Annotated in this window: 25 protein-coding genes; 10 read left to right on the top strand and 15 right to left on the bottom strand. The window is 70.2% G+C overall.

Going from position 1 to position 25,122, the window contains the following annotated elements; translation table 11 throughout:
* Window positions 1-111: 111 nt before the first annotated feature.
* Both AB4K12_RS21655 and AB4K12_RS21650 read right to left on the bottom strand, forming a co-directional pair.
* Entirely contained in the window at window positions 112-387 is a 276-nt protein-coding gene (locus AB4K12_RS21655) for a DUF397 domain-containing protein (RefSeq protein WP_368435769.1), read from the bottom strand.
* A complete protein-coding gene (locus AB4K12_RS21650; RefSeq protein WP_368435768.1) occupies window positions 377-1,210 on the bottom strand; it encodes a Scr1 family TA system antitoxin-like transcriptional regulator in 834 nt (277 codons plus the stop codon). Before AB4K12_RS21650 ends, AB4K12_RS21655 begins: the two co-directional genes overlap by 11 nt.
* Window positions 1,211-1,327: 117 nt before the next feature.
* Between AB4K12_RS21650 and AB4K12_RS21645 the strand changes: the two genes are divergently transcribed.
* Both AB4K12_RS21645 and AB4K12_RS21640 read left to right on the top strand, forming a co-directional pair.
* The gene (locus AB4K12_RS21645; RefSeq protein WP_368435767.1) at window positions 1,328-1,660 is read left to right on the top strand and encodes a hypothetical protein; all 333 of its coding nucleotides are present in this window, start codon (window positions 1,328-1,330) and stop codon (window positions 1,658-1,660) included.
* The gene (locus AB4K12_RS21640; protein ID WP_368435766.1) at window positions 1,657-1,908 is read left to right on the top strand and encodes a DUF6255 family natural product biosynthesis protein; all 252 of its coding nucleotides are present in this window, start codon (window positions 1,657-1,659) and stop codon (window positions 1,906-1,908) included. Before AB4K12_RS21645 ends, AB4K12_RS21640 begins: the two co-directional genes overlap by 4 nt.
* A gap of 11 nt (window positions 1,909-1,919) precedes the next feature.
* Here AB4K12_RS21640 and AB4K12_RS21635 read toward each other — a convergent pair whose 3' ends face one another.
* Window positions 1,920-2,687 (bottom strand): SDR family oxidoreductase, encoded by a 768-nt coding sequence (locus AB4K12_RS21635; RefSeq protein ID WP_368435765.1) that lies wholly within the window; start codon window positions 2,685-2,687, stop codon window positions 1,920-1,922.
* Between the two features lie 78 nt (window positions 2,688-2,765).
* On the opposite strand from AB4K12_RS21635, the gene sigJ reads away from it, so the two are divergent.
* The 3 genes from sigJ to AB4K12_RS21620 are packed head-to-tail and all read left to right on the top strand — an operon-like array spanning window position 2,766 to window position 5,151.
* On the top strand, window positions 2,766-3,677 hold the full coding sequence (gene sigJ / locus AB4K12_RS21630) for an RNA polymerase sigma factor SigJ (RefSeq protein ID WP_368435764.1): 912 nt from the start codon (window positions 2,766-2,768) through the stop codon (window positions 3,675-3,677).
* Complete coding sequence (locus AB4K12_RS21625; protein ID WP_368435763.1) at window positions 3,670-4,464, top strand: aminotransferase class IV; 795 nt, start codon at window positions 3,670-3,672, stop codon at window positions 4,462-4,464. The genes sigJ and AB4K12_RS21625 overlap by 8 nt, the downstream gene beginning before the upstream one ends.
* A gap of 42 nt (window positions 4,465-4,506) precedes the next feature.
* A complete protein-coding gene (locus AB4K12_RS21620; RefSeq protein ID WP_368435762.1) occupies window positions 4,507-5,151 on the top strand; it encodes a maleylpyruvate isomerase N-terminal domain-containing protein in 645 nt (214 codons plus the stop codon).
* A gap of 224 nt (window positions 5,152-5,375) precedes the next feature.
* On the opposite strand, the gene AB4K12_RS21615 is transcribed toward AB4K12_RS21620, so the two are convergent.
* Window positions 5,376-6,236 (bottom strand): helix-turn-helix transcriptional regulator, encoded by an 861-nt coding sequence (locus tag AB4K12_RS21615; protein WP_368435761.1) that lies wholly within the window; start codon window positions 6,234-6,236, stop codon window positions 5,376-5,378.
* Window positions 6,237-6,374: 138 nt separating this feature from the next.
* Here AB4K12_RS21615 and AB4K12_RS21610 point away from each other — a divergent pair, with 138 nt between their 5' ends.
* On the top strand, window positions 6,375-7,184 hold the full coding sequence (locus AB4K12_RS21610; RefSeq protein ID WP_368435760.1) for an alpha/beta fold hydrolase: 810 nt from the start codon (window positions 6,375-6,377) through the stop codon (window positions 7,182-7,184).
* Window positions 7,185-7,192: 8 nt separating this feature from the next.
* On the opposite strand, the gene AB4K12_RS21605 is transcribed toward AB4K12_RS21610, so the two are convergent.
* The 9 genes from AB4K12_RS21605 to mycP all read right to left on the bottom strand — a co-directional run bounded on the left by AB4K12_RS21605 (window position 7,193) and on the right by mycP (window position 17,237).
* Window positions 7,193-7,759, bottom strand: coding sequence for a GNAT family N-acetyltransferase (locus AB4K12_RS21605; RefSeq protein ID WP_368435759.1), 567 nt, complete (start codon window positions 7,757-7,759; stop codon window positions 7,193-7,195).
* Window positions 7,752-8,063 carry a hypothetical protein gene (locus AB4K12_RS21600; RefSeq protein WP_368435758.1) on the bottom strand — a complete coding sequence of 104 codons (312 nt, stop codon included), beginning with the start codon at window positions 8,061-8,063 and terminating at the stop codon, window positions 7,752-7,754. The genes AB4K12_RS21605 and AB4K12_RS21600 overlap by 8 nt, the downstream gene beginning before the upstream one ends.
* A gap of 216 nt (window positions 8,064-8,279) precedes the next feature.
* The gene (locus AB4K12_RS21595; RefSeq protein ID WP_368435757.1) at window positions 8,280-9,107 is read right to left on the bottom strand and encodes a colicin immunity domain-containing protein; all 828 of its coding nucleotides are present in this window, start codon (window positions 9,105-9,107) and stop codon (window positions 8,280-8,282) included.
* Window positions 9,108-9,242: 135 nt separating this feature from the next.
* Window positions 9,243-9,710 (bottom strand): hypothetical protein, encoded by a 468-nt coding sequence (locus AB4K12_RS21590; protein WP_368435756.1) that lies wholly within the window; start codon window positions 9,708-9,710, stop codon window positions 9,243-9,245.
* A 302-nt stretch (window positions 9,711-10,012) separates the two neighbouring features.
* Window positions 10,013-10,345 carry a hypothetical protein gene (locus tag AB4K12_RS21585; protein ID WP_368435755.1) on the bottom strand — a complete coding sequence of 111 codons (333 nt, stop codon included), beginning with the start codon at window positions 10,343-10,345 and terminating at the stop codon, window positions 10,013-10,015.
* 26 nt (window positions 10,346-10,371) lie between these two features.
* On the bottom strand, window positions 10,372-15,144 hold the full coding sequence (locus AB4K12_RS21580; protein ID WP_368435754.1) for a putative T7SS-secreted protein: 4,773 nt from the start codon (window positions 15,142-15,144) through the stop codon (window positions 10,372-10,374).
* Window positions 15,144-15,713 (bottom strand): hypothetical protein, encoded by a 570-nt coding sequence (locus AB4K12_RS21575; RefSeq protein ID WP_368435753.1) that lies wholly within the window; start codon window positions 15,711-15,713, stop codon window positions 15,144-15,146. Before AB4K12_RS21575 ends, AB4K12_RS21580 begins: the two co-directional genes overlap by 1 nt.
* On the bottom strand, window positions 15,710-16,129 hold the full coding sequence (locus tag AB4K12_RS21570; RefSeq protein WP_368435752.1) for an SseB family protein: 420 nt from the start codon (window positions 16,127-16,129) through the stop codon (window positions 15,710-15,712). Before AB4K12_RS21570 ends, AB4K12_RS21575 begins: the two co-directional genes overlap by 4 nt.
* Window positions 16,130-16,181: 52 nt before the next feature.
* Entirely contained in the window at window positions 16,182-17,237 is a 1,056-nt protein-coding gene (gene mycP, locus AB4K12_RS21565; protein ID WP_368436080.1) for a type VII secretion-associated serine protease mycosin, read from the bottom strand.
* 1,215 nt (window positions 17,238-18,452) lie between these two features.
* Here mycP and AB4K12_RS21560 point away from each other — a divergent pair.
* Together AB4K12_RS21560 and AB4K12_RS21555 are read left to right on the top strand one after the other, a co-directional pair.
* The gene (locus AB4K12_RS21560) at window positions 18,453-18,704 is read left to right on the top strand and encodes a hypothetical protein (RefSeq protein WP_368435751.1); all 252 of its coding nucleotides are present in this window, start codon (window positions 18,453-18,455) and stop codon (window positions 18,702-18,704) included.
* Window positions 18,705-19,097: 393 nt separating this feature from the next.
* Window positions 19,098-20,540, top strand: coding sequence for an amidase (locus AB4K12_RS21555; protein ID WP_368435750.1), 1,443 nt, complete (start codon window positions 19,098-19,100; stop codon window positions 20,538-20,540).
* 26 nt (window positions 20,541-20,566) lie between these two features.
* On the opposite strand, the gene AB4K12_RS21550 is transcribed toward AB4K12_RS21555, so the two are convergent.
* Entirely contained in the window at window positions 20,567-21,340 is a 774-nt protein-coding gene (locus AB4K12_RS21550; RefSeq protein ID WP_368435749.1) for a FadR/GntR family transcriptional regulator, read from the bottom strand.
* Between the two features lie 131 nt (window positions 21,341-21,471).
* Between AB4K12_RS21550 and AB4K12_RS21545 the strand changes: the two genes are divergently transcribed.
* Window positions 21,472-21,981, top strand: coding sequence for a gluconokinase (locus AB4K12_RS21545; RefSeq protein ID WP_368436079.1), 510 nt, complete (start codon window positions 21,472-21,474; stop codon window positions 21,979-21,981).
* Between the two features lie 50 nt (window positions 21,982-22,031).
* The gene (locus AB4K12_RS21540; RefSeq protein WP_362252897.1) at window positions 22,032-23,432 is read left to right on the top strand and encodes a gluconate:H+ symporter; all 1,401 of its coding nucleotides are present in this window, start codon (window positions 22,032-22,034) and stop codon (window positions 23,430-23,432) included.
* Window positions 23,433-23,575: 143 nt separating this feature from the next.
* Here AB4K12_RS21540 and AB4K12_RS21535 read toward each other — a convergent pair whose 3' ends face one another.
* A complete protein-coding gene (locus AB4K12_RS21535) occupies window positions 23,576-25,087 on the bottom strand; it encodes an FAD-dependent monooxygenase (RefSeq protein WP_368435748.1) in 1,512 nt (503 codons plus the stop codon).
* Window positions 25,088-25,122: the final 35 nt, after the last annotated feature.

The following is a 25,122-nucleotide window of genomic DNA, read 5'->3' as shown; positions in this document are numbered from 1 at the left end:
CCATCCGGTGATCCACCTAGGGGCGGCGGGGGGTAGCCCCCGGGGGATCTCGGGGGCGCACGCATAATTCCCCAGGTCAGAGGACGATCGTCGCTAGCGCATGGCGCGTCGCTAGCGGAGGGCGCCGAGGAGGGCAGCCCAACTTGACGAGGGGACCGTCAAGACGGGGCCGTCGTGTCGTAGCCGCTTGGAGTCGCGGACGCGGATGTGGGTGGGGGCGGCGTCGTTGACCTCGAGGCAGTTGTCGCTGCCCTGTTCGTCGCCGACGTCGCTGTAGCTGGACTTGCGCCAGGTGGCCAGAACTTCGAGGCAGTTGCTGCCTCCGTTTTCATCCCCAGCGCCGCTGTAGCTGGACTTGCGCCACGGTATGTGCTCCTCAGAGCGCACGTTCGTACTCCTCCGCAACTGAAGTGATCGCGGCCAGCGATGCCTCAGACGACAGCGCGTCGCCAAGTGCGAGATCGAACGAGACCTGGCATTTGGCTACCGTTGAGGGGTCGTCGTGGACGCGCCCTGTCCTTAGCCCCTCAACGTACGCCACGGGTGGGGCGTCGTCGAACTTCATCAAGGTCACCATGCTCTCGAGGAGCGCGTGCGCGCCAACGCTGAGGGGGAGCACGTGGACGCGTACGCGGCCGCTGTGCCCCAGGTCGGCGATGTGACGCAGTTGCTCGACCATGGCGGCCGGGCCGCCGATCGGCCTGCGCAACGCACACTCGTCGAGGAGCACCCACATGACGGGCCCGTCGGGCCCTACGAGGATCTCGCCGCGCTTCAACCGGTTGACGACGTGCCTGTCAATATCGGCGGCGGCGGTGTTCGGCCAAGCGGCGCGGAAGATCGCACGGGCGTAGCCCTCGGTCTGCAAGAGCCCGGGGACGAGGGCATTCCCGTACTCCTGGATGGACGTGGCCTGTCGTTGCAGTTCCGCTGCCTGCGCGAAGTGAGCGGCCACCCGCAGTGTGTCGAGCGTCGGCAGGAACCGTTCGAAGAAGCCGTCCGTACCCAGCTCCTTGTCCAACCGCCTCGCGTCCTCGGCACGCGGCTTGCGCCGCCCGGCCTCGATGTGGGCGATCAGCGACGGCGAGCAGACGACGGCGTCGGCGAGGGACTGCTGGGTGTGGTTCGCGGCCTCGCGCCGCAGTCGTAGCTCCTCGCCGTAGGCCTGCCTGGCGATGGACGGGCCTTGTGCGCCCAGGTCTTTGGCCATGGCTAACTCCACTTCTTGACGGTGGCGTTGGAGAGCTGGACCCCCTTCCGGAGCGTAGCCGCGCACGGCGAGCATTCGGACGCAGTCTGTGAAGAACGAACCCCGAAGGGACCTGCTGTGTACGACGACACCACCCCGTCGGAGGCGATGACGTATCGCGAGGGGACGTATGTGATCGACACGCGCAGCGGAGCGCTCGCGCAAGTCATGGGAACCATGGGGCCGCGGGTGCAGGTGCGGCGGCCGGATGGTGGGCGGGAGTGGGAGGTGCCGCCGGCGGCGTTGCGGCTGGCGACGCGGGAGGAGCGGGTGGCGGCCGCGTTGGGGTGCGAGGAGTGCGTATCGCTGCGGGCCGCGCAGCGGCGGGCCGTCGACGGCGGGGGCAGGCAGGCGGCGGTGGCGGCGACGGTCGCGGTGCGGCGTCACGCACGAGAGGCGCATGCGCGATGAGGACCGGTATCGACTGCCCGCACACCGCCGGGTGGACGCAAGGCCAGGACGGTGTGTGGACCTGCCGGCGATGCAGCACGCGCCGCTTCACCGATTACGGGGCCCTTCGGCCCCCGGGGCTGCCCGAGCCGCGGAAGCCGAGCCGTGCCGCCCGCCGCGCGGCGGACCGTAGCGCGGCGAGCTACATCGCGCACCGCCTGCCACGCGGCATCCGGTGGGGGCTCAAGGAGGCGGAGTTGGCGAGGTAGCGCCCGAGACCCTAGGCGATCCGCTCGGCCAGGAAGTCCTCCCAGGTGCGGTGACCCGTGACGGCCGTCTCCAGGGAGAGGTTCTCGCCGGCCCGGTACGCGCGGCCGGCCTTTCCCGGCATCCGGACCGGCAGCATCGGGCGGCTCTTGCCGCGTGCCCGCAGGTAGCCGCGGCTCAGGTCGGCCAGGCCGTACACCGTGGGGCCGGCCAGGTCGGGCACGAGCCCGGCGGGCTCGCCGAGGGTCAGTTCCACCAGCCGGGCGGCGACCTCGCGTGCGTCGACCGGCTGGAAGCGGAGGCCGCCGGGGACGGGTACGACGGGCATCTTCGTCATCGTGCCCACGACCTTCAGGACCAGGTCGTGGAACTGCGCGGCCCGCAGCGTCGTCCACGGCAGCCCGGAGCCGGCCACGGCCTGTTCCGCGCCCAGCTTGGCCTTGAAGTAGCCCAGCGGCACCTTGTCCGCCCCGATGACCGAGATGTAGACGAGATGCTTCACGTCGGCGCGCTGTGCGGCCCGGACCAGGTTGCGGGTGGCCTCGTCGTCGCCCTTGGGGCCGCCGGCGAGGTGCAGGACGGTCTCGACTCCGTCGAGCGCGGGCGCGATGCCCTCGTCCTTGAGCAGATCGGCGGTGACGTACGTGATGCCGTCGCCGGAGGGCGTGCCGCCGTGCCGGCTGAGGACGCGTACGTCGCGGCCGGCTTCCCGCAGGAGCGGCACGACGAGGCGCCCGAGCGTGCCCGTACCACCGGTGACCAGGATCGTTGACGAGGTCATGACTTCGCACTTCCGTTCGCGTCGGTTAGTTTTCGAGCTTCTGCTGTCATGACCCGGCGTACGAAAGGAATGTGACAGGTGGGGGAGAAAACTTTTTCGGCGGAGCGATTCGAGGAGCACCGGCCGCGTCTGCGGGCGGTTGCCTACCGGATGCTCGGCTCGGTGACCGAGGCCGACGACGCCGTCCAGGAGACGTGGCTGCGCCTCAGCCGCACGGATGCCGCCAGCATCGAGAACCTCGCCGCCTGGCTGACCACGGTGGCCGGACGCGTCTGCCTGAACATGCTGCGCTCGCGCGCGCAGCGGCGCGAGGACCCGCTCGAGGTGTACGTACCCGACCCCTTGATCAGTCACGAGTCCAGGATCGATCCCGAGCAGGAGATCCTGATGGCCGACTCGGTCGGGCTGGCCATGATGGTGGTGCTCGAGATGCTGACGCCGGCCGAGCGCCTCGCGTTCGTCCTGCACGACATGTTCGCCGTGCCCTTCGACGACATCGCCCCGCTGCTCGAGCGGACCCCGGCCGCGACGCGGCAGCTCGCGAGCCGCGCCCGCCGCCGGGTGCAGGGGCAGGCCCCGGCTCCCGACCCCGACCTCGGTCGCCAGCGCGAAGCCGTGAACGCCTTCTTCGCCGCCGCCCACGACGGCGACTTCGAGGCGCTCGTGGCCGTACTCGACCCCGACGTCGTGCTGCGCGCCGACGGCGGCGTCGCGCGGTCCGGGCTGTCCGTGGTGCTGCAGGGCGCACGGACCGTGGCGGGCCAGGCGGTCACCTTCGGACAGCTCACCCCGTACATACGACCGGCGCTCATCAACGGGGCGGCCGGAGTCGTCGTCGTCGACGGCGCGTGGCGGTGGTCCGTCATGGCCTTCACCGTGGTGGACGGCAAGGTCGTCGCCATCGACGTACTCGTCGACCCCGACCGGCTGGCTCTGCTCGACCTGACGCCTCTCGACCGGGTGCAAGGGGAGGTGCGGGGCGATGAGTGATCTTTCCGTTCCGTACGCCGAGGTGGACGGCCGGGCCGTCGACGCCGGGCCGCTGCTGTCCGCGCTGATGGGCGGCTACGGCCACATGACGGCCATGCAGGTCAGGGACGGCCGGGTGCGCGGCCTGGACTTCCACCTCGAGCGGCTCGACGCGGCGACGCGCGAGATGTTCGGGGAGGGAATGGACGGCGGGGGCGTACGCGACCGCGTCCGGCGGGCGCTGGGCGGGGCGGGGGTCGTCGACGCGGACGTACGCGTCTACGTCCACGCCATGGGCGGCCTCGACGCCGGCCCGACCACGACGGTGGTCGTACGGCCCCCTCTCGCGGGCCCCGGGGCGCCGCAGCGGCTGCGCAGCGTGCCGTACGTACGGCCGCTGGCGCGCCTGAAGCACGTGGGGTCGTTCGGCCAGGTGTACTACCTGCGGCGGGTGCGGGCCGAGGGGTTCGACGAGGCGTTGCTGGTGGGGTCGGACGGCGAGGTGGCCGAGGGGGCGATCACCAACGTGGGCTTCATCGAGGGGGACACGGTGGTCTGGCCCGACGCGCCCGCGCTGGACGGCATCGCCATGCTGGTGCTGCGGCGGGAGCTGGATCGGGCGGGTGTGGCGTGGCGGCGGCAGCCGGTACGGCTGGACGAGGTCGGGCGCTTCGAGAGGGCGTTCGTCTGCAACTCGATGGGTGTCGCGGCGGTTTCGCAGATCGATGAGGTGCGGTTTCCGGTGGACGGAGGCCTTGTCGACGAGGTGATGCGGCTGCACGCGGCGGCGGGGTGGGACGCGATCTGACCGGTCTGGTGAGGGTTCTTCGCGTTGTGGGACAGTCGGCGCATGGACGACGTCGTCGTGTATCGCGACAGGCTGGATGCTCTTGAACGGACGTGGCGGGTCTGGGCCGAACTCGGCACGGATCTGACCGAGGATCAGTGGACGGCGGCGACCCGCTGTCCGGGGTGGGACGTGGCCGCCGTGTACGCGCACCACTCGACGTTCCCGAGGGACATGGACGGTCCGCTGCCGCCGTCCATGTCCTCTTCTCTTGAAGAGGCGGTGAAGGCCGTGGAGGCGCTCCGGCGGTTCAACGCCCCCGGCGGGTTGGCGCACACGGTGGCCGGGGCGGTCGCGGACCGGGCGGTCTCGGGGGCGGCGGAGGCCGGGCGGGGGGAGCTGGTCGAACGTTTCGCCGTGCGCGGGCCCGGCGCGCTGCGGCGCCTGCGCGTGGCGGAGGCGACTCGGGTCGTGCCCTGGGGCGGTACGGGGGTGGTGGTCGAGCTGGTGGAGGCGGTGCGGTTGGTGCTGCTGGAGGCCACGGTGCACCTGCTGGACGTACAGCGGGCGCTGGGCCGGCCCCCGCTCGTACCGCCGCAGGCGCTCGGCGACACGGCCCGACTGCTGGCGGAGGTGGCCCCTCCGGTCGACTTCATCGAGGCGGCGACCGGACGCTCGACGCGGTCGCCGCTGCCGGTGCTGCGCTAGGCGGGGTGCCGGGCGAGGGATCGGCTGCCCCAAAGGTATGAATATGTCGATATAGAGGCCTATCCACCCTCTTCTCCGGCAAGTCCTCTTGACAACTGTTGTCCGGGGGGTAATCACGGAGGAGCCGCCATACGACGAGAGCTGATGTAGCCCCGCATCACGGTGACTGTCGCGGTAACCGGTGATGCGTACGCGGTGGGGCGGCCGGGGCGCCTGGGCCCGGGTCACCCCACCGTTTCGAACTGGCCGGTGCCCACGACCTTGAGCAGCGCGAGGCGTTCGGCCGTGTCGCTGCCGACGGGCGGGGTGTAGAGGATCACCCGCTGGTCTCCCTCCGGCGCGAGCAGCGCCTGGCAGTCGAGGTCGACCGGACCGATCAGCGGGTGCAGCACCCGCATGCGCGTAGCCCGGCGTACGGCGACCTCGTGCAGCTCCCACAGGGCGCCGAACTCCTCGCTGGCCCCCTTCAGCCGCTCCACCAGACGCGTCGCCGCGGGGTCGCCCGCCCGCCGGCCGAAGGACGCCCGTAGGTCGGCGACGTGCAGGCGGCTGTAGTAGTCGTGCTCGTCGGCAGGGTAGGCGGCGCGCTGGTCGGGGTCGGTGAACCAGCGCCAGATGATGTTGCGGCCGTGCTCCGACACCGTGCACACCCCGCCGAGCAGCGCCTCGGCCATGGCGTTCTGGGCCAGGACGTCACCCAGGTCGCCGACGACCTGGGCCGGGGTGGCGGGCAGCTGGTCCAGGAGGTGCAGCAGCCCCGGGCCGACGTGATCGCCGGACGTACGGCCGGCGGGCGGGCGCCGGCCGGCGAGGAGGTGGAGGTGGTCGCGCTCGTCGTCGGACAGGCGCAGGGCGCGGGCCAGCGCGGCGAGCATCTCCGGCGACGGCTGCGGGCCGCGGCCCTGCTCGAGACGGATGTAGTAGTCGGCCGACATCCCGGCGAGCTGGGCGACCTCCTCGCGGCGAAGCCCCGGCGTGCGCCGCCGCGGACCGAGGGGAAGGCCCACGTCCTGCGGGCGCACACGGTCACGGGAACGGCGCAGGAAGTCGGAGAGCGCGGCACGGTCGATCGTCATGGCGATCATCCTGCAGCACGCGCCGACGGCTCAACCAGGGACTCCCGATCCCAGGCTGAAGAGGTCTCTCCCGGCTTCTTCGCCACGACGGCAGAGTGAGTCGGGCCGGAGCAGAGGGCCCCGGCGACTCAAGGCAGGGAGCGTTCCATGGCCACCATCAACGTCGACGGCGCACAGGTCCACTACGAGAAGACCGGCACCGGCACGGGCCCCGCGCTCGTCCTGGTCCACGGCACCGGATCGTCGGGCGCCGCTCTGAACTGGGGACAGACCGCGCCCCGGTTCGCCGGACACCGCATCGTGATCACCCCCGACCTGTCGGGCACGGACGCCACCGTCGACGACGGCCGCCCGCTGACCTCCGAAGGGATCGCCGCCCAGGTCATCGCGGTCATCGAGGAAGCGGCCGACGGACCGGTCGACCTGCTCGGTTTCTCCATGGGCGCCACCGTCACCGCCACCGTGGCCGCCCTGCGCCCCGACCTCGTACGCCGCCTCATCCTCACGGCCGGCTGGGCCCACACCGACAGCGACGAGTACCTGCGCAGCCTCTTCACCCTCTGGCAGGACCTCGGCACCACCGACCCCGCCTCCTTCGGCCGCGCCGTGGCGATGACCGGCTTCAGCCGCGGCTTCCTCAACGCCATCGGCCACGACGCGTTCGAGGCCCTGATCCCCAACATGCCGCCCACGACCGGCACCCTGCGCCACGTCGCCTACGACCTGCGGGTCGACATCCGCCACCTGCTGCCCCGCATCGAAGCCCCCACCCTCGTCCTCGGCGGCACCCAGGACATCACCGTCCCCGTGGAGCACAGCCGCGCCCTGCACGCCGCGATCCCGCACAGCACGTACGCGGAGATCGACGCGGGGCACGTGATGCTCTTCGAGCAGGAGGACACGTTCGTGAAGCTGGTGACGGACTTCATCGACGGCGACGACTCGCCCGTGAAGTGACCGGAACCTCATGGGGTGGTGGGTTCCGGTTCCGGGTCCGGGTCCGTGGCCAGCCGGGCGTGCGACTCGACGTCGTAGCGCACGCCGTCGTAGAGGAGCTTCTGCCGCTGAATGCCCTCGGTGGCGAAGCCGGCGGCGGTCGCGACGCGGCACGAGGCCGGATTGTTGACCCGGTGCCCGAGTTCGAGCCGGAACAGCCCCAGATCGTCGAACGCCCAGCGGGCGGCGGCCCGGCAGGCACGGGTGGCGACGCCGCGCCCGCGCGCGGTGCGGGTGATCCAGTACGACACCCAGCCAGTGGAATGCCGCCGGTCGACCGCGCTGACGGCGACGTTGCCGAGCACGGCCCCGTCGCCGCCGTGTCCATCGACGACGGCGAAGGAGAAGGCGCTTCCGGCCTCCCATTGCGCGCCCCGCGCCCGGACCCACTGCTGTGCGTCTTCGACGGAGTCCACGGGCTGAGGCGCCTGCCACCGCATCAACGGCTCGGCAAACGCCTCGAGGACGGCATCCACATCCCCCTCGGCTCCCCAGGGCCGCAGCACCAGTCCCGACACTTCAACTGACTCACGCACGTGCGGAGTTTGCCGGGGCGGGTGCGGTGGTGCCACCGGATTTCCGCCGCCGCTTCACACCGGCCACGCCGGCGAAGACGACGGCTCCGAGGAGGCAGACCACGATGGCCGGATTGACGAAGCCCGGCACCATTTCGACGGTGGCGTGGACGTCGGACACACACCGTGTGGAAAGCGGAAACGCACTCTGCTCGATCCGCGCGTGATCCGGCGCTTCGGGGTCGCCGTAGAACCTCACGGCGGGACACCAGTCGGGCGCATCGCCCAGCAGCACGCCCCACACCCCGACGCTGTACGCCAGCACGGCCCCACCCACCACCAGGCCCCCTCGCCCCAGGCCGAAGCCCCGACGCGCCGCGTAAACCGCCGCGCAACGAGTACGCGCACGGCTTTGACCAGCACGGCGATCCCGAGCACGGGAGCGGCGAGCAGGAGCGTCAGAGCCAGGATGAGCATGCGGTCATCCTGCCAAAGCCGACGCCTGCACTCTCAGTCGCTGGGCGGGGAAATGCGGCTTGACTCAGCGGCGCTCGAGAAGGTCTAGGTCGGTCAAGGCATGTCTGACAACCTCTTTCAACTGGCCGTCGGTCAGGTCTCCCTCTTCATGAAATCTCGGGTCGATAGAATAGTTGTCTAGGGCGTAAAAGACTTCGCCCAAGATCCTGGAAAACTGCTCACGCAGGCGCTCATGGCCCTGCAGAGAGCGCCGCCGGGCAGCCAACCAGGATTTTGCGAAATGTGGCGCGCTGATTTCATCTTCCGTAAAAGCTGTCATCAGTGACAACTGATCCGACGTGGCTGACCCTTCAGCTGTTTCGCTGCGCCTGGCCCAGGCTGTCTGGCGCGGTTGGAATTTCGCGGCAATGTGCGCCACGGCGGGGTGGTTCTGGCCGACACGTTGTGCATAGCGTTTGAAATTAACGATAGCCTGATCGGCCCCTTCGGGTACGCTGCGCCCGAAGTATTCTTCACCCCCTGCTATCAAGGCGTAGCGCTGATCTGTCATGAGCAGCGCGCCTGAGAGGTCGGGAAGCGCGGCAACGAAATTTTCGTCGCGCCAGGTAAGGAGCTTCAAGGTGTCCGCTGCGGCCGAGGGGATGCGCATTGCCTGCTTGTCGGCTTGTGCGGGGCTCAGGCGTCCGACAATCAGGTGGTCTTGCCCCGATTTCCGGGCCGCTTGGCTCAGGCGATCTGCAAGGCGACTGTCCAGGGATGAATGAGCGGCAAATGGTGCGACCCTCTTGTTGCCGTCCTTGAGCCACTCGCGATTGAAGGAACAAGGCCCCGATGTGAGGAGGTCACAGAGTCGGCGATTGCTCGCCCGTTCCCAGTCGGAAGTGTCTACCACGAATACCGCCTGATTGGGGATGGGACTCCTCTTCCCGTCCCATCGGGATAGGGAGCAAGTCCGTAGTGGTCGGTCCAGTCATTCTGGCGGGCGGAGGTCCTGGTGCCACCGGTTTCCACCGTCGTGTGCAGTCGCTCAGCCGGCGTCGATGAACTCAAGCGGCGTTTGAACCATCCGCTCACCGCAGACAGGGCAGTGTGTCTTGTACCGGTGGGAGCGAAAACGTCGAACCTGATCGTCGAATATCGGTACGACTGCATTGGGCATGACTGCCCGAAACAGGGATCCGCATTTGAAGCAGGATACTCTCTGTGCCTCGCCTGCGTGGGCACCACTGAAATCGCTCTCTGTGGCAGAATTATTGGAAACTCTGGTATCGAGCTGAACCAGGTCTGTTCCGTCGCTCCAGTGCAAATAAAGGAGTACCGGTGGCCAGTTGGGTGCCAACCGTACGATGATTCGCCGAAGTTTAGGATGATCGGCCAGCGCTCGATCGTCCTGCTCGTTGAAGTTCTTGATGCTCTGCACTTCTGGTGGGGCTTCTCCTGTCGGAATGTAAGTTACTGGTATCTTAATTCCGAGGATGGGGTCTATTCTTTCCATGGCTTCACCTTGATCCCGTGCGGTATCAGAACTTCACTCTCTGTCGAAGTCTCGAGCGTCTGCCATATTCCTTCGTTCGGGTGGATTCTTGCCATGTATGCAGGCCCACCGTTGGCGAAGAACTTTGCGCGTTCCAGGTCAGTGGCGAACGACATGAGGGATCGGTCCCCGTAAACGCCCATCTCGGTTCCAAATTCTGCATGGGTGCGTATCAGGTTATCCGTTCCGCCCCATTCAGAAAGTGCTGATGCGTGGGCTTCGCGTGATGCTCTATGGAAGTCAAAGACTTGGGGGTTTTCCTCCTACTGGAGTTCACCGCTCAGATAGTCCAAGTGCTCGACTTCCGAGATTCCGAGCTCTTCCCTGTCGACCTGCCAGAGCGGTGCCGTATGCACAGATAGCACGAACCCGGTGTCTACCAGCTCGACGAGCGCGTGCAGCTGGCTCTCCCTGCAGGCTGGGATTCTTTCCTGAGCGGCAGCCGAGGCCAAGAGTGTAGCCACGAGGCCGACTTCGCGAACGTCGAATGAGGCAACCCAGTCGGTTACCGTCCCACAGGATGCCTCCCGTTCTTCAGGTCGAATAGAGGTAAGCCCCCTGACCAAATCAATGAGCCGCTTGTCGCCTACAGACATGTCGCTCCTTTTCAGGTGAATATGTTTCAGGGGTTGGTGAGATCGAAAGGCAACGGAATGTGTGTGGCGTTTGCGGCATCGGGATTATAGTGAGGGCTATTTTCGTTGTGCACGTTTCGCGGATACAGGTTCCCCGACTCGTCCTGATACTTGCCGCCGAACTGAATTCGGTACGAGTCGCCGACTGCGGCATTTGAGCCTTCGGGAGCATTCCCGTCCGGCCCGTGCATTCTCAAGCGTACCGTTCTGCCCTCGGAGTCGACCCATTTGTACTCCAAGCCGTACTGAGCGCCTCCATTAGGGTCAGGTGTGAGTTGGCGCACGCCAGCATTTTCGGGAACGACACTTGTAGGGTCTTTGCCTGTCAGGTCCCAGGGCCCTGGTCTCGCAGGAGAATCGACGCCCTTCAGCCGACTGTTCTCACCGCACCCTGACAGCCCCAGTGGATCGAACCACGTGTGTGGGTTGTGGACGTACGCCGCTGGGTTCGGCGCCGGGGCCAGGCCCAGCGGGTCCGGGCTGGTGTATCTCGCCGTCTCCGGGTCGTAGTGGCGGTGGAAGTTGTAGTGGAGGGCCGTTTCGGGGTCGAAGTATTGGCCTGGGAAGCGGAGGGGGGTGTAGGCCTTGCTGTCCTTGGGCCAGGTGGTGGTGCCCCAGAGGGTGGTGCGGGTGCGCCAGGCGATCTCGCCCGTCTCGTCCACCAGCTCCGTTGGGGTGCCGACCAGGTCCGTGACGATGGCGAAGAAGCGGCTGTCTATCTCGCGTTGTGAGGCGTCTGCGGCCGATATTCGTTCCGTCTGGGCGACCGGGCGGAGGCCGTCGTGGTCCCAGGTGAGGGTGACGGGGTGGGGGAGGTCGGCCGAGACCGTGGTCTGTTCGGTGAGGGTCGGGCCGTCCCACGTGAAGTCGGTCTGTTCCGCGACCTCGCCGCCCGGTGTCAGGCGTTGTTTGGCTATGCGGCGGCCCAGCGGGTCGTACAGGTACCGCCAGCGCGTCCCGTCCGGCGTCACCACCGAGCGGAGGCGGTCCTCCGCGTCCCATTCGTACCGCCAGGTGTCCGGCTTGCGCGACAGGCGGGTCTTCTGGCGCAGGATGACGCGGCCCTGTGCGTCGTGTTCGTAGCGGATGGTGCCGGCGCGGGTGATGCGGGTGCCCGTGTACTCGCGGGGGCCCTGGGCTTCCTGGCCCGGGTGGGTGGTGGGCCAGGTGGCGTGGGTCTGGTTGCCCGCCTCGTCGTAGGCGTAGCGTTCCTGCCAGCCGGGGGCGTTCACCGCCGTGACCCTGCCGGCCGGGTCGAGATCGAAGGTGCGGCCGTCGACGGACGTCAGGTAGCCGTCGCGGCGGTAGGTGAAGGACCGGTTCTGGAGCGGGGTGGCATCCGTGACCAGAGATTGGCTCGTCAGACGGCCCGCGTCGTCCCACGCGTGCCGCAGCGTGATGTTGTCGCCGAAGTGGCGTGCGACCTCACGGCCGACCGCGTCGCGTTCCAGGTCGAACGTGTGGCCTGAGGCCGTGTGCGTCGTGAGCCGGCTCGCCGCGTCGTACGTCCAGGTGCTCGTGGCGCCCATCGGCGTGATGCGGCGCGTTCTGCGGCCCAAGTCGTCGTAGGTGAACGTCAGCGTCCTGCCGTTCGTCGTCTCCGACTTCACCCGCCCCAGCCGGTCGCGGCCGTAGACCAGTGTCGCGTCCGGACCCGCTGCCTCCAGCAGGCGGCCGGCCGCGTCGTGCGCGTACGTCGTCACGTCGCCGTCCGCGTCCTTGGCCACCACCCGCCCGAGCACGTCGTGCTCGTAGGTGGTGGTCTGGCCCAGGGCGTTCGTACGGGCGACCAGCCGGCCGGCCGCGTCGTGGGCGTACGTCAGCCGTCGGCCGTCGAAGTCGGTCTCCTCGAGCAGGCGGCCGAGTGCGTCGTACGTGTAGTCCCACGTCAGGCCTTGCGGGTTCGTGACCTGGGTGAGCCGCAACTCCGTGTCGTGGGTGAACTCGTGACGCACGCCGTCGGGGCCGGTCTGCGCGGTGAGCAGGTCGAAGTGGGTGTACTCGTACGTCGTGACGCCGCCCACCGCGTCGGTGTGGGTGAGGCAGTTGCCCTCGCCGTCGTACGTCCAGGACTGCTCGGCGCCGTCCGGGCCGACGCGGCGGAGGAGGTGCCCTTCCACCGACCACCACATGCGGGTCGTGGCGCCGAGCGGATCGACGACGGCCTTCACGCGGCCGAACACGTCGCGCCGGTAGCTGGTGACGCCGCCGAGGGGGTCGGTCACCTCGACCACGAGCCCGGCCGCGTCGCAGCGGAGGCGGGTGGTGTTGCCGACGGCGTCGGTGACGGTGGCCGGGTGGCCGAGTGCGTCGTACGTGAAGCGGGTCACCGCGCCCGTCGGGTCGGTGACGGACGTGCGATTGCCCGCCGCGTCGTACGTCTGGCGCCACACGGATCCGTCCGGATCCGTCACCGTGTCCGGCAGGCCCACCGCGGCGTCGTAGGACGCCCGTGCCTCCCGGCCGTCGGGGCGGACCACCGCGACCAGGCGGCCGTCGTCGTTGTGTCGGAAGGTGGTGGTGCGGCCGAGGGCGTCGGTGTGGGAGAGCGGCCGGTTGTGCGTGCCCCATGTGGAGCGGGTCGTCGCGCCGTTCGGCGCGATCACGGCCACCACGTGCAGCGCGTCGTCGATCACGAAGCGCTTGGTGTGCCCGTGCGAGTCGGTGATGGCGGTGACGCGGAGGCCGGTCTCCCGGTCCGTCTCGTCGTAGTCGAAGGTCGACCGCAGGTGGCCCGCCGCGCCCGACTGTGCGACGCAGCGGTCGCGTTCGTCGTAGACGTAGTCGAAGTGGCTGCCGTTGCGGTCGGTCCACGAGGTGATCCGGCCCTGGTCGTCGTAGCCGAAGCGGAGTGGATCGCCCGAGGAATTCGTGATCTCCGACAGGTGGCCGTCCGTGTAGCCGTAACGCACCAGCTCGAGGTCCGCGCCGTCCGGTCCCGCGCCGGCCAGGTGCAGGGCCGTGACGCGGCCGATGTCCGTGGAGACGCGCAGGTGGTAGCCCGCGTCGTGGACGATGTCGGTGGGGGTGCCGTCCGCCGCGTACAGGAAGCTGATGCGGTGGCCGTTGCGGTCGGTGAGCTCCTCGAGCAGCGCGAGTCCGGCATCGTACGGGCGGAAGTGCCAGCTCCGGCCGCCGGCGGAGTCGCTGACCGAGTACGTGCCGTCGGCATCGACCGACAGCGGCCAGCGCCTGCCCACGGCCGGCATGGTCGGCACGCCCGGGGCCGGGTGCGGGTACGACAGCAGGACGCCGTCCTCGCCGACGAAGATGACGCCTTCGGAGTCGATCTCCAGGCGCTGGTCCGCGGTACTCGCCCAGGTGGGGCCGAACCGGACGCCCGAGCGGTAGGACGATTCGAAGTGACGGGAGAAGACGAGGGGGAGTGATCCTGGAAGTGTGACGTCCGTTTGTGGCAGCAGCATGCGGCCGGTCGCCACATCGACAGGGTCCTGTTCGCAGACCTTGTTCTCTTTGCTGCGTGTGAGGTCGTTCGGGTCCTCGGTGACCTTCTCCCGCGCCGGCGTCGGCGGTTTCTCCTTCGGCGCCGACTTCGCCGCCGCGCCCTCGGCTCCCTCCATGGCTCCGCGGCGGGCGCCCGCTATGGCCGTGCGTTCGCCGGCCGCCGCGCCCGCACTGGCGCCGCCGGTCACGACGGTCGCGGCGACGTTGCCGAAGAGGCGGCCACTGGCCTCGGAGGGGTCCTTGCCCCAGCCGGTGCCGAGGAGGGTGGTGGGGACGCGCTCGGGGTGGGAGGCGAGGGAGAGCGTGCCCGCGGCCATGTTGTTGACGCCGGTCAGGTACTCCGCGGGGTGGGAGAGGTTGTAGGGGTCGAAGGGGCTGACGCTGCGGGCCGTCCGCGCCATGTCCGTCACCGAGCGGACCACGCCGCCGCCCGCGTGGAGGAGCTCGACCTTGCCGCCGTCGCGGACGTCGGCGCCGGTGGCCATCATGCGGTGACTGAAGGAAGGTTTCTGTGGGGCGTTGGCGACGGCCGCGTCGACCCTTGTCTTCGCCTCGCCCGCCGCCGTGTCGCGCTGCTTGCGGGCCTCGGAGAGGAGGCGTTCGGCTTCCTTGAAGTCCGCCTTGCCGGGGTTGTCCGGCTTGGTGGGCTCCGGGCCGGGGACCTGGCAATTGCGGGCGGCCTCGGCGAGTGTGGCGTTGTAGGCCTCGACCTGGCGGTCGTACGCCCCGGCCGCCTTCTTGTTCGTCTCCTTGCCGCGCTTCCAGAGGCGGATCGCCTCCTTCGCCTGGCCCTGGGCCCAGGTGACGGTGTGGGCGTACGTCTCCAGCGCGCCCGCCGCCGCCTCGCACGCGTCGGCCGCCTCGGCCCACTTCTTCGGCTGCTCCACGAACTTCGCCGTGAACGCGTCGGCCCCCTCGCCCTTCCAGCCGTCCGTGGCGCGCACCTTCAGAAGAGCCGTGTGGGTCGTGTCGAAGGCGGTGTGGAAGTTGCGCAGGTGCTTGGCGGCGGCGTTGATCTGCTTCGCGTCGCCGTGAACGAGCTCCTTGGGGTCCTCGGTCTCGCCCAGCCGGTGCTCGCCGACATGGGCGCCGAGGCTGGAGGCCGCCTTGTCGCCCCAATGCTCGACCGAGTCCGCCGCGTCGTCCGCGCCGACCATGTGCAGGCCGTCGGCGGCGATGTCCGTGCCCTTGTCGACGACCTTGCCGACGGCCCTCTTGCCCTTGTCGACGGCTCCCTCGACCGCCTCGCCGGCCTTGTCGACGATGTTGAAGGGGTTCAATGCCGAGCCGCTCATCAGCTGTAGTCCTCGATCTTGCTGCCCAGGCGGACCGCCAGCCCAGCCGCGTTCGGGGCCTTGCTGATGTCCTTCGCCGTCCGCGACCACGTCTCCTCGGCGTCCTCGGCCGCCTTCGCGAACGACTTCTTGCTGTAGTCGGCGTCACTGACCTGCGTGAACGGGTTGTCGGCCAGTACGTCCTTCATGCGCATCCCCTCCACCTGCTCCTCCGTCAGGTGCGGGTTGCCGAAGGCCGCGTTGGCGACCACCTTGACCGTGTCCTTCACGTACTGGTCGCCCTCGTGGTAGTAACCCGCCGCCAGGCCCACACGCTCCGCGAACTGGCTGCCGTCGTGCACCAGCGCCCGCACGCCCCACTCCCACCGCTCGCAGAACGTCTTGAACGCGGCCGTCAGGCCGTCATGGCCCGTCTCCATGCCGGACAGGGCGAGGTCCTCGAAGCCGCGGCCGACGGCGGCGGAGCCGGCGGTGCCGAGTTCTTTGAGTTCGCCGATCGCGGCGTTGATGCCCTTGGTGACGCCGTCCAGGGCGTCCTTGCCGGCGTTTATGCCCCCGTGGTTGCTCACCGGTCCTGGTCCTCCTCGGTGCTGAAACGATTCGTCGGGGTGTCCGGCGCGTCCAGCGCCACCTCGTCCGGGACGATGCCGCGTACGGGCGGGAACAGCGCCGGGCGCTCGCCGCCGATGTTCAGCGCCACGCCGGCGGGCCCGGCGACCGCCGGAACCACCACGTCCAGCAGGCGCGCGCCCAGCACCGAGCGGTACTCCCACGACGCGTCGGCGGTCAGGCCGTGCGCCAGCGCGAACCGTGCGAGCTCCGTTTCGTCCGTGAACGCGCACACCCAGCGGATGCCGTCCATCTCGACGGACCACAGCCCACCGGCCTCGTCCAGGGGGACCAGCACCGCGGTGCGGCGGAACTCGCCCACCAGCGCGGCCGGGTTGGGGCGTTGCGCGGCGTACATCGCGTCGATTTGGCTCAAGAGGGCATGCGGCATCGGGTTGGCCTTCGGAAGGGGTGGGGTAGGGGGCGGGTCAGCCCTGGCCGGGCAGGGGCTTGCGGCGGCGGCGACGGGTGATGAGCGTGGGGACCGCGACCGCCAGTGCGACGGCGGTGACGGCGGCCGCGATCACGGTGGTGCGGGTCGAGAGCAGGCCGGTGCCGTTGCCGTTGTCGTCGGCGGCCGTCGCGTTCGTGCCGGCGCTCGGCTTCGCCGCGGGGGCTGCGGCCAGTTCGGGGAGGGGGCTGACGTCCGGGGGGCCGGGGTCGCCGGGGTTCTGCAGGGCGATGCGGGGGCGGACGACGCCGTAGCCGAGGCTGTCGCTGCGCTTCTCGCCGCTCTTGGGGCCGCCGGCGGTGTTGATGAGGACGCGCAGGACCTGGTTCGCCGTCCAGTCGGGGTGCGCGGACCAGACCAGGGCGGCGGAGGCGGAGGCCAGGGCGGTGGCGTCGCTGGTGCCTTCGCCGATGCAGAGGCCGCTGCTGCCGTCTGTGCACGGGGCCACCATGTTCGTCCCGGGCGCGGCCAGGTCGACCTGGGGGCCGTACTGGGACCAGGAGGCGGCCTTGATGTCCTGGTCCACTGCGGATACGCCGATGACGCCGGGGGTGGCTGCGGGGTACTGAGGCTGGTTGGATGTGTCGCCGTCGTTGCCCACTCCGGCGAAGATCAGCTTCCCCTTGGACAGCGCATAGGCGACTGCGTCCGCCTCCTCGCGGCTCGCCGCCGTTCTCGCGAGGGAGATGTTGATGACCTTTGCATCCGAGTCGGCCGCAAAACGAACGGCTGATCCGATGGCTGCTCCGCTTGTAGCGGCGTCCCGGGTTCCAGAGGCTCGTAGGGGGAGGATCTTCGCCCCCGGAGCAAGGCCCCATGTTCCGTCGCCTTTTCCGGTCGCGGCGATGAACATGGCCATCCGGCTCCCGTGCCCCTTCGCGTCGGTACGGCCGTCATCGCCTCGTCCGGTGAAGTCACGACCTTCGAGGACTTGCCCCCGGAGGTCCGGAAGGGTTGCGTCGACGCCCGAGTCGATGACGGCAACGGTCACACCGGTACCGGTGCTTGTCTTCCAGATCTCCTCAGCACGCATGGCGTCCAGGTACCACTGCTGGGAACGGATGGAGTCCGCATGCGCCGGCGCGCTCATGAAGCTGGCACAGAGCAGCATGGCTACGGCAGCCAGCACTCTGTTGCTGCGGGTTCTGGCCTTTTTCGGCATGCGCCTTCCCTTGTGGGCCGTGATTCCGGCCATCAGTCGATGACGGGTGGAACCACGCGTCGGTGGCCCTCGGTCCAGGCGGATTCTTCCTCGACGACATAGTCGGGTCGTCGGCGCTGCCTTTCGCGCTGTGAACCGTCGGCCGTTGACGGGGCCCGGACCAGCCCAGCTCCGCCCGGTGTGAACGTTCGGTCGGAAGTGCTTCCGCGTGGTTGGGGGCGGCCGCCAACGACTCCGCCGGTTTCGGTCGCCAACCGCCTGCCGGGACCGCCCGCCCGACCGGTTCCTGTGGTGCCGCTCGTTGCTCCGGCGCCGGGACCGTAGGGCAACGGGGAGCCGCTCCGCCGTTGATCCTGCCCTTCGGCACCGATGACAGCGCCCCTGGGAGGCTGCGCGCTCGGCTGCCCGCCGGTCCGGGGTGAGGGGCGGCCCCCGACGATGCCATCCCCGACGTTGCGGGGAAAGGGTGTGGCAGAGGGTGGTCCGGTCGCTCCGCTTCTGCCGACGCCCTGAGGGAGCCGACCTGCCTGACCCGGTGACACACGACCGCGAGGACCTGCCGACTCCACCGGCCTGCGCTCCGAGCCAATGGCCGGAGGGGTAGGCACATGCGGCAGCGGAAGCGGGCTGGTAGGCGTGCTGCTGTCCGGCCTCGGATGGGCGGGAGCGGCAGGGGAGTTCGGTACGACGGGAGGGCTGTCTCGCCATCCGTCGATTCTGCTGGAATCCGGGGAGCCGGGATGGTTGATCGTCGGAGCGACGGAACCCGCACGGTCGCCGACGGGCGGCGAGGCAAATGTGCCTGCTCCCGAGGAATGTGGTGCTGCTGCCGCAGCTCCCCCGGAGGGCATTGCCGAGGACGCGCCACCCGGAGCGTGCCGATACCTCTCGACATCCTTCTCCGGCATCCAGTTATCCGGCATCGGCCGGAACGTAGGCCGCGGCGCCACCGACAGCTGGTGCGCCGACCACGCGTACGACTCCGCGAGCTGGCGCATCAGGCGTGCCGCCTCCGCAGGGGCCTGCTGGGCCTCGTACGCCTGACGCTGCGTGGGCCCCGGCGTCCGCAGGCCCCCCGACTGGTCCGTGACGAGCGGCGAGGGCACCTGCCCCACCCGCTCCGGATTCGCCTGCCGGTACGCATCCAGCGTCGCCCGCGACGCCGACGGCTTCGGCATCGCCGACTTCACCTTCGACAGCGTCGACGCCGCATGCGTCATCCACTCACCCGCACTGCCGCTCAGCTCACCCAGCCGCAACGTCGCGTTGGCCATGTCCGCCCCCCACGTACGGAAGGCCTCGCCCGCCTCGCCCTCCCACCGCACCTGCGACACATGACCCTTGAGCTCATCACCCAACTCCGCGATCAACACCGCCGCCGAAGCCAGCCGAGCCGCCACCAGCGTCGTACGCTCCACATCCGCGTGCTCGACCATCGCATACAACTCGTCATGCGACTTCGACTCGAAATCCGACGCGATGATCAGACCACTGGCCGGCTTCGGCAGGATAGGGCTCACCCCCACCCCTGCACCCGGTGACCATGGTGTCGACGGTGTCGATGCCATCGGAACTCCCCCTCCCCGCCCACGCCCGTCACAGACTACTGACACCCTGTGACAGTCCCCCATCACGCGAGGCGGCAAGGCGCAGGCCCACAGGAGTCCCGGCCTGCTGTCGGTACAACTCTCGCCCCGTTACCGTGTGTTCGATCGGGAGGAAGGGGCTCGGGTGACCGGTTTCATAGGCGGGGGTATAGGCGGGGACGTAGGCCGGGACTGCGAAGGGCTTGCCGCGCAGGCGCAGGCGCTGGCCGAGCGTCAGGTTTCCTCCCGGGAGCTCGTCGAACGGTCCTTGCGGCGTATCGCCGCCACGCAGGGCACTCTGAACGCGTTCCGGATCGTGCGTGCCGAGGCGGCGCTGCGGGAGGCCGATGAGGCCGATCGGAGGCTGGCGGCGGGGGAGCGGGGGGTTCTGCTGGGGGTGCCGCTGGCCGTCAAGGACGACATGGACGTGGCCGGTGAGCCCACGGCGTTCGGGTGTTCCGGGGACTTTCCGCGCAAGAAGGACGACAGTGAGGCCGTGCGCCGATTACGGGCCGCCGGCGCTGTGATCGTCGGCAAGACGAACACTCCCGAACTGGGACAGTGGCCCGTGACCGACGGGCCCGCGTTCGGGGTGACGCGTAATCCGTGGAGCCTGGAGCACAGTCCCGGCGGCTCGTCCGGCGGCTCCGCCGCGGCCGTCGCCGCCGGGCTGGTGCCGGCCGCGCTGGGGTCGGACGGGGCGGGGTCGATCCGGATACCGGCCGCGTGGACGCACCTGGTGGGGATCAAGCCGCAGCGCGGGCGCGTGTCGACCTGGCCGCAGGGGGAGTCGTTCCGGGGGATCACCTCGGACGGGCCGCTGGCCCGTACCGTCGGGGACGCCGCGCTGTTGCTGCAGGCGGTGAGCGGGTCGCACTCCGGTGATCTGCACCGGCCGCCCGCCGTGGACGTTCTGGCCGCCGCCGGGCGCGAGCCCCGGCGGCGGCTGCGGATCGCCCTGTCGCTGCGGCCCGCCTTCGCCGCCGTACGGCACTGGCTCGATCCTGTCGTCCGCGACGCCACCCTTCGCGTCGCCACCCGGCTGGAGATCCTCGGGCACGACGTCGTGGAGGAGGACCCGCGCTACGGGCCGATCGGGTTCGCCTTCGTGCCGCGGTCGATGGCCGGGGTCCGGGACTGGGCGGCGCGGGTGCCCGACCGGGCGCTGCTGGATGCCCGTACGCGCGTCAACGCGCGCGGCGGCTCCCTTCTCGGCGGCGGCGCGTTGCGTGCCGCACGCGCTGCGGAGGCGCCGCTGCGCCGCCGGATCGGCGAGATGTTCTGGCGTTTCGACGCCGTACTGACACCCACCACGGCCGTACCGCCGCTGCGCACCGGGCATCTGGCGGGCATCGGCACCCGCGACACCAACTCCCGGATGATCGCCGCCTGTCCGTACGCCTGGCCGTGGAACGTCCTGGGCTGGCCCGCCGTCAGCGTGCCCTCCGGTCTCACCGCCGCCGGTCTGCCGCTCGGCGCCCAGCTGCTCGGGCCCGCCAACAGCGAGCCGCTGCTGATCTCGCTCGCCGCGCAGCTGGAGGAGGACCAGCGGTGGTACGAGCAGTGGCCCGACGGCCACCCGGGCTGAGGGGCCATCCACACCTGAGGCGGCGGCTACGGGGCCAGTACGTCCAGCTCCGCCATCGCTCCCGTCGCGATCTCCCGCGTCAGGGCCTCGGCCCGTTCCGCGTCCCGTTCCCGTACCGCCTCCGCGACCCGTACGTGCAGGGTCACCGCGGCCGGGTCGGGGTCGGTGAACATCACCTGGTGGTGGGTGCGGCCCGTGAGGACCTCGGCGACGACGTCGCCGAGGCGGGCGAACATCTCGTTGCCGGAGGCGCGCAGGATCACGCGGTGGAAGGCGATGTCGTGGACGAGGTAGCGCTCGAGCTGCTGGCCGCGCGAGGTGGCGACCATGCCCAGGGCGTGCTCGGTCAGTTCGGCGCACTGCGCGGGGGTGGCCAGGCGGGCGGCGAGGCCCGCGGCCACCGGTTCGATCGCCGAGCGCAGCACGGTCAGCGAGCGCAGCTGGCGGGGGCGGTCGGGGCCGGCCAGGCGCCAGCGGATGACGCGCGGGTCGTAGACGTTCCACTCCTCGGCCGGGAGGACGGTCACGCCGACGCGGCGCCGGGAGGCGACCAGGTGCATGGACTCCAGGACGCGGATCACCTCGCGGACGACGCTGCGCGAGACCTCGAACCGCTCCTCCATCTCGTCCGTGCGCAGCACGCTGCCCGGGGGGTAGTCGCCCGCCGTGATGGCCGGGCCCAGGGCTTCCAGCACGCGCGCGTGCAGGCCGCTGCCTCCCTGACCGCCCTGAGCACCCTGAACGGTCTGACCGCCCTGGCCTCCCGGTTCCCCCGGTCCCTCCTGTGCCCGCTTGTCCATGGGGTCAGCCTACGGGCCGGTAGGCGGCGGCAAATAAGTATGACGTTTTAGTTACGAGCTCTTGAATACGTCATACCCAATGAGCTTCAGTGAGCCCGGACGCCGATGTCGACGGAGACAGCGAGGAACGCATGACCGCCACCACCCCCCACCTCGTCGTGGTCATGGGTACCGCCGGTACGGGCAAGACCACGGTCGGGCCGCTGGTGGCGGCGGCGCTCGGCGTCCCGTACGCCGAGGGCGACGACTTCCACCCGGCCGCCAACATCGCCAAGATGTCGGCCAGCGTCCCGCTGGACGACGACGACCGCGCCCCCTGGCTCGACGCCGTCGGCGCGTGGGCCCGGGGCCGGGCCGGGTCGGGCGGCGTGGTCAGCTGCTCGGCGCTCAAGCGCGCGTACCGCGACCGGCTACGGGCCGCCGCGCCCGGAATCGTCTTCCTCCACCTCACCGGCGACCGGGAACTGATCGCCGCCCGGATGGCCGCCCGCCAGGGCCACTTCATGAGCGCCCGGCTGCTCGCTTCGCAGTTCGCCACCCTCGAGCCGCTCGAGGACGACGAGGCGGGCGTCGCCGTCGACGTCACGCCCGAGGCCGCCGTCATCGCCGAACGGGCCGTCGCCGCGCTGCGGCGGCTCTGACCACAGACACCGGACAACACACCGGAATCCCCCCTCTCCCAAGGAAGCCCGTGAGCACTCTCAGCGTCGAGATGCTGGCCGCGGCAGCACCCACCGCACCGATCACTTCGGCGGGTCACGCACAGCTCGGCATCGCCGTCCTCGTCGGCATCGCCGTCATCGTCCTCCTCATCACCCGCCTCAAACTGCACGCCTTCCTCTCCCTGACCATCGGCACGCTCGTCCTGGGAGCCGTCGCGGGCGCGCCCATCGACAAGGTCATCGCCAGCTTCACGGCCGGGCTCGGCTCCACCGTCGCGGGCGTGGGCGTGCTCATCGCCCTCGGCTCCATACTCGGCAAGCTCCTGGCCGACTCCGGGGGCGCCGACCAGATCGTCGACACGATCCTGGCCCGGGCGGGCACGCGCTCGATGCCGTGGGCGATCGTGCTGATCGCGGGCGTCATCGGCCTGCCGCTGTTCTTCGAGGTCGGGATCGTGCTGCTGATCCCCGTGGTGCTGCTCGTCGCCAAGCGGGGCGGGCACTCGCTCATGCGCATCGGCGTCCCGGCGCTGGCCGGACTGTCCGTGATGCACGGTCTGGTGCCGCCGCACCCCGGCCCGCTGGCCGCCATCGACGCCATCGGCGCGAACCTCGGCGTCACCCTGGCCCTGGGTGTGCTCGTCGCCGTGCCGACCGCCGTCATCGCCGGGCCGGTGTTCTCGCGCCTCGCGGCCCGCTGGGTGGACATCGCACCGCCGGAGAAGATGATTCCGCAGCGGCCCTCCGAAGAGCTCGAGCGACGGCCCGGCTTCGCGGTCACCGTGGGCACGGTGCTGCTCCCGGTGGTGCTGATGCTGGTCAAGGCGCTCGTCGACATCGTGGTCGACGATCCGAAGCACCCCGTGCAGCGCGTCGCGGACGTCGTCGGCTCGCCGCTGATCGCCCTGCTCGCGGCCGTGCTCGTCGGGCTCTTCACGCTCGGCCGCGCCGCCGGCTTCGGGCGGGACCGGCTGGCCGGGACGGTGGAGAAGTCGCTCGTACCGATCGCGGGCATCCTGCTGATCGTCGGCGCGGGCGGCGGCTTCAAGCAGACGCTCATCGACGTCGGCGTGGGACGGATGATCCTCGACGTCTCCAAGGACTGGTCCGTCTCCGCGCTGCTGCTCGCCTGGCTGATCGCGGTCGGCATCCGGCTGGCCACCGGGTCGGCGACGGTCGCCACGATCTCGGCCGCGGGACTCGTCGCCCCGCTCGCCGCCGACATGAGCACGACCCACTCGGCGCTGCTGGTGCTGGCGGTCGGAGCGGGCTCGCTGTTCTTCTCGCACGTCAACGACGCGGGCTTCTGGATGGTGAAGGAGTACTTCGGGATGAGCGTCGGGCAGACGCTCAAGACGTGGTCGCTGATGGAGACGGTGATCTCGGTGGTGGGGATCGTGTTCGTGCTCCTGCTGTCCGTGGTGTTGTAGCGACGGCCATGTAGGCACAGCAACGACCGCGGACAGGCAGGCAGGCCGGGCGGGAGCGTCACAGCAACGACCCCCGACGGACAGGCCGGGCGGGAGCGTCACCACGCTTCCGCCCGGCCTCCGGCGTCACCCCGTCCCTGCCGTCAGCCCGCCACCAACCCCACGTACGCCTCCACATCCCGCACGTCGTCCGTCGCCAGCCCCACGTAGCCGTCCGGCCTCACCAGGAACAGCCCCGACCCGTACGCCGCCTTGGCGTGCCCCTCCGGGTCCTGCGGGCGGAACGTACGCACCCAGTCGGGCAGTTCCGGCGCCGACGGCTCGCCGTCGGCCCCGCCGGTCAGGTCCAGCAGCGTGAAGTGCGGCCCCCGGAACACGTCGAACAGCCGCACCGACGCCCCCGAAGCGTCCTGGCAGGGCGCGTCCGGGGCGCGGTCCCCGGCGCGCAGGGCGTCCTCGGGGACGTCCCGCCGCAGCTCGCGGGTCAGGGGGCCCTCGCGGTAGCCGAGGGTGAGCTGGTGGGTCTCCTTGCCGCGCCGCCAGCGGCCGCCGCCGTTCCCCACGTCGGCCCGGTGGACGCGGGTGCTCAGGCCCAGCACGTCGGCGGCGATGCGGGTGCGTTCGGTGTCGTAGGAGTCGATCAGCGCTTCGGGGGCGCCCCGCCGCAGTACGGCCTCCAGCTTCCAGCCCAGGTTGTACGCGTCCTGGACGCTGGTGTTGAGGCCCTGGCCGCCGGCCGGGGAGTGGACGTGCGCGGCGTCCCCGGCGAGGAACACCCGGCCGGAGCGGAAGCGCTCGGCCATCGCCATGCGGGCCCGGTAGGCGGAGGCCCAGCGCACCTCGCTGATCGTCAGGTCGAGGCGGGTGCGTTCGGCGACGAGGCGGCCGAGGGCCTCGGGCGTGGCTTCGGTGTCCAGGTCGATGTCCTTGCCGTCGTCCGCGAAGCCGGCGATGACCTGGACGGTCTCCACCTGCTCGAGCGGGCGCAGGGCGACGAAGCCCCGCTCCTCCTTCTGCCACATGTGCCAGTGGCCGCCGTCGATCCGCTCGCGGTCCGGTCCCTCGAGGAGGACGTCGGCGATCAGGACCGGGCGGGAGTCGACCTGCTCGCCGGTGAAGGGGATGCCGAGCGCCTGGCGGACCTCGCTGCGGCCGCCGTCGGCGGCGACGAGCCACTTCGCCCGTACGGTCTCCTCCGTGCCGTCGGCGTGGCGCAGGGTGCCGGTGACGCCGTCCGGGTCCTGGGTGAAGCCGGTGAGTTCGGTGCTGAAGTCCACTCGGCCGCCCAGCTCCTCGAGGCGGGCGTAGAGGATCTCCACCGTGCGCCACTGGGGCAGCATCCGGGCCGCGGGGTAGGGGATGGCGGGCGAGACGTCGGCCGATTCGGTGAGGTTCCACTTCTCGGAGCGCTCGGCGCCCTCCCACGTCTGCACGGTCGGCACGGGCCCGCTGCCGGCCATGATCGCGTCGATGACGCCCAGGTCGTCGAAGAGCTCCAGCGTGCGCGGCTGGATGCCGGTGCCGCGCGAGCCGGGGAAGCCCCGCTCGGAGCGCTCGACGACGCGGTGGGGTATGCCGCGCCGGGCGAGGTCGATGGCGAGGACGAGGCCGGTCGGTCCGGCGCCCGCGATCAGGATGTCGGTGTCCATGGACATGGACGGTCCCCCCTTAACGTTGTTAAGTCCGTTGC

This window comes from Streptomyces sp. C36 (assembly GCF_040932295.1).
GTDB lineage: Bacteria > Actinomycetota > Actinomycetes > Streptomycetales > Streptomycetaceae > Streptomyces > Streptomyces triculaminicus.
Note: the sequence above shows the minus strand (reverse complement) of the source record. Positions and strands in the feature narration are given on the sequence as shown.

Bases quoted from the DNA above. Each gene is read 5' to 3' on its own strand.
- AB4K12_RS21620 (WP_368435762.1), top strand. From the start codon at position 4,507: ATGGACGACGTCGTCGTGTATCGCGACAGGCTGGATGCTCTTGAACGG.
- AB4K12_RS21550 (WP_368435749.1), bottom strand. From the start codon at position 21,340: ATGGACAAGCGGGCACAGGAGGGACCGGGGGAACCGGGAGGCCAGGGC.
- AB4K12_RS21535 (WP_368435748.1), bottom strand. From the start codon at position 25,087: ATGTCCATGGACACCGACATCCTGATCGCGGGCGCCGGACCGACCGGC.
- mycP (WP_368436080.1), bottom strand. From the start codon at position 17,237: ATGCGTGCTGAGGAGATCTGGAAGACAAGCACCGGTACCGGTGTGACC.
- AB4K12_RS21640 (WP_368435766.1), top strand. From the start codon at position 1,657: ATGAGGACCGGTATCGACTGCCCGCACACCGCCGGGTGGACGCAAGGC.
- AB4K12_RS21545 (WP_368436079.1), top strand. From the start codon at position 21,472: ATGACCGCCACCACCCCCCACCTCGTCGTGGTCATGGGTACCGCCGGT.
- AB4K12_RS21580 (WP_368435754.1), bottom strand. From the start codon at position 15,144: ATGAGCGGCTCGGCATTGAACCCCTTCAACATCGTCGACAAGGCCGGC.
- AB4K12_RS21635 (WP_368435765.1), bottom strand. From the start codon at position 2,687: ATGACCTCGTCAACGATCCTGGTCACCGGTGGTACGGGCACGCTCGGG.
- AB4K12_RS21610 (WP_368435760.1), top strand. From the start codon at position 6,375: ATGGCCACCATCAACGTCGACGGCGCACAGGTCCACTACGAGAAGACC.
- AB4K12_RS21590 (WP_368435756.1), bottom strand. From the start codon at position 9,710: ATGGAAAGAATAGACCCCATCCTCGGAATTAAGATACCAGTAACTTAC.
- AB4K12_RS21615 (WP_368435761.1), bottom strand. From the start codon at position 6,236: ATGATCGCCATGACGATCGACCGTGCCGCGCTCTCCGACTTCCTGCGC.
- AB4K12_RS21625 (WP_368435763.1), top strand. From the start codon at position 3,670: ATGAGTGATCTTTCCGTTCCGTACGCCGAGGTGGACGGCCGGGCCGTC.
- AB4K12_RS21585 (WP_368435755.1), bottom strand. From the start codon at position 10,345: ATGTCTGTAGGCGACAAGCGGCTCATTGATTTGGTCAGGGGGCTTACC.
- AB4K12_RS21650 (WP_368435768.1), bottom strand. From the start codon at position 1,210: ATGGCCAAAGACCTGGGCGCACAAGGCCCGTCCATCGCCAGGCAGGCC.